Raw genomic sequence first — 1,737 nt, forward strand, 5'->3', positions numbered from 1 at the left:
GTGACGTGAAAACCGCTGGGCTAGCCAGGCTCGATGACCTGATCGTGGCTGGGGCTCGTCTCTCGAGCAGACCCGCTTGAGGGAATTGGTGGAGCCGCTGGCTGCGGCTTGGTGGCGGCTTGGTGCACCGCATGAGTTCACATGCGTGGGGCCTGCGTGACGGCTCGGCCGTGCGCGTGTGTCGGGTGGCGTCGACAGACAGCCCAGTATTCGACTGTTCGGGCGCGGTCGAGGGCTCTCCCCATGGACCGTTCGTTTCCGCGGCGTCGACATCGTTGGACGCGGGGTCGGCGTCGCGTGTGCTCACGAGAGGAGCCCTCGATGCAGTCCCAGGTTACCGAGACCACGATCGGGATCGATACCGCGGTCGTGGCCGACCATCGGGTCGCGGTGCGCGGCAGCGCACGCGAAGACTTTGCGGTACCGCCGACGCTGGCGGGCATGACGACGTTGACCGCGCGGTTGGCCGAGTATGCGCCGGCGTTGGTCGTGGCCGAGCCGACCGGGATGACGTGGCTGGCGGTCGGCCACGCGGGTCCAGGCTGCGGGCTGTGCGGTGTCGCTGGTGCAGGCGCGGCACTCCGCGCGGCTGCGCGGCGCGATCGCGGGCAAGCACAAGACCGACGTGGCCGACGCGGACATGCTCGCCGGCTGCGCGAGCGTGTTCGGGCTGACCCCGACGACGTTGCCGCCGCCGGCGCAGATCGGGTTGCGACGGGCGGTCCGCCGCCGCCACGGCGCGGTCGTCGACGCGCATCGGTGCGAGTGCCGGCTGTGGGCGTTGGCCGCGTGGGCGTTCCCCGACGTCTGGCACGCCTGCGGGCATTCCCTGCCGCTGTTGCAGGCGCTGCTGGGACGCTGGCCGCACCTGGCCCAGCTCGCCCGCGCGCGGACCGCTTCGATCGCGCAGCTGTGCCGCGCGCGGCTGCGCGACGCCGGTGATGCTGATGATCGCGCTGAACGGATCCGTGCGATGGCTGCCGGCTGGGCGAACTTCTGGCGTGGCCGGGTCGACCTGGACGCGCTGGCGTGGGAGACCACAGAACAGCTCGGCGATATCGCCGCCGCCGACGCTCGTATCGACCGCGCTACCGCGCAGGCACAGCGGCTGTGGGCTGCCGCCTGGGGCCGCGACGAGCTGCTGTGCTCGGTGCCCGGAATCGGACCGATGATCGCGCCGATCGTGCGCGCCTGTTCGGCGACGCCACCCAGTTCACGACCGGCAAGCAGGCCGCAGCGTTCGTCGGGCTCAACCCGTCGAACTGGGAGTCGGGATTGATGGCCGCGCCGTCGCGGCCGATCACCAAGGAAGGCCCGCCCGAGCTGCGGCTGGCGTTGTATCAGGCCGCCAACGTCGCGCGTCGTCGCGATCCGCAGCTCGCGGTGTGCTACCGACGGCTGATGGTCGAACGGGGCCACACCCACATCCAGGCCACCTTCGCGGGTGCGCGCAAGCTGGCCACGCGGGTGTGGGCGACGCTGACCAGCGGCACGCCGTATGAGTTCCGCGACCTTGAGGGCACCCCGATAACCGAAGACGCCGCCGCCGAGCTCGCCGCCAGCCACACCGTCCCCGCCGACGTCCGTCGCCGTACCCGCGCACGCGCCGCCGCGGTCCGCCGCGGCCGACTCTCCGGCTGACGCCACCCAACAATCAGCGCCCGAAACCACCACCGGCATGGACAAGCCGGGACTGCACCATGCTCACAGAGCGCCAACCACCCGACCCTTGACATC

The 1,737-nt window shown here is 71.4% G+C and carries 1 protein-coding gene and 1 pseudogene; both read left to right on the forward strand.

Annotated features, from left to right (window positions below; genetic code table 11):
• Positions 1 to 547: 547 nt before the first annotated feature.
• Positions 548 to 1,279: pseudogene (locus tag VK923_04195) on the forward strand (transposase).
• Positions 1,192 to 1,641 carry a transposase gene (locus VK923_04200; protein HSJ43868.1) on the forward strand — a complete coding sequence of 150 codons (450 nt, stop codon included), beginning with the start codon at positions 1,192 to 1,194 and terminating at the stop codon, positions 1,639 to 1,641. Before VK923_04195 ends, VK923_04200 begins: the two are co-directional and overlap by 88 nt.
• The last annotated feature ends 96 nt before the right edge of the window (positions 1,642 to 1,737 follow it).

This window comes from Euzebyales bacterium (genome assembly GCA_035461305.1).
In the GTDB taxonomy this organism is placed as follows: Bacteria; Actinomycetota; Nitriliruptoria; order Euzebyales; family JAHELV01; genus JAHELV01.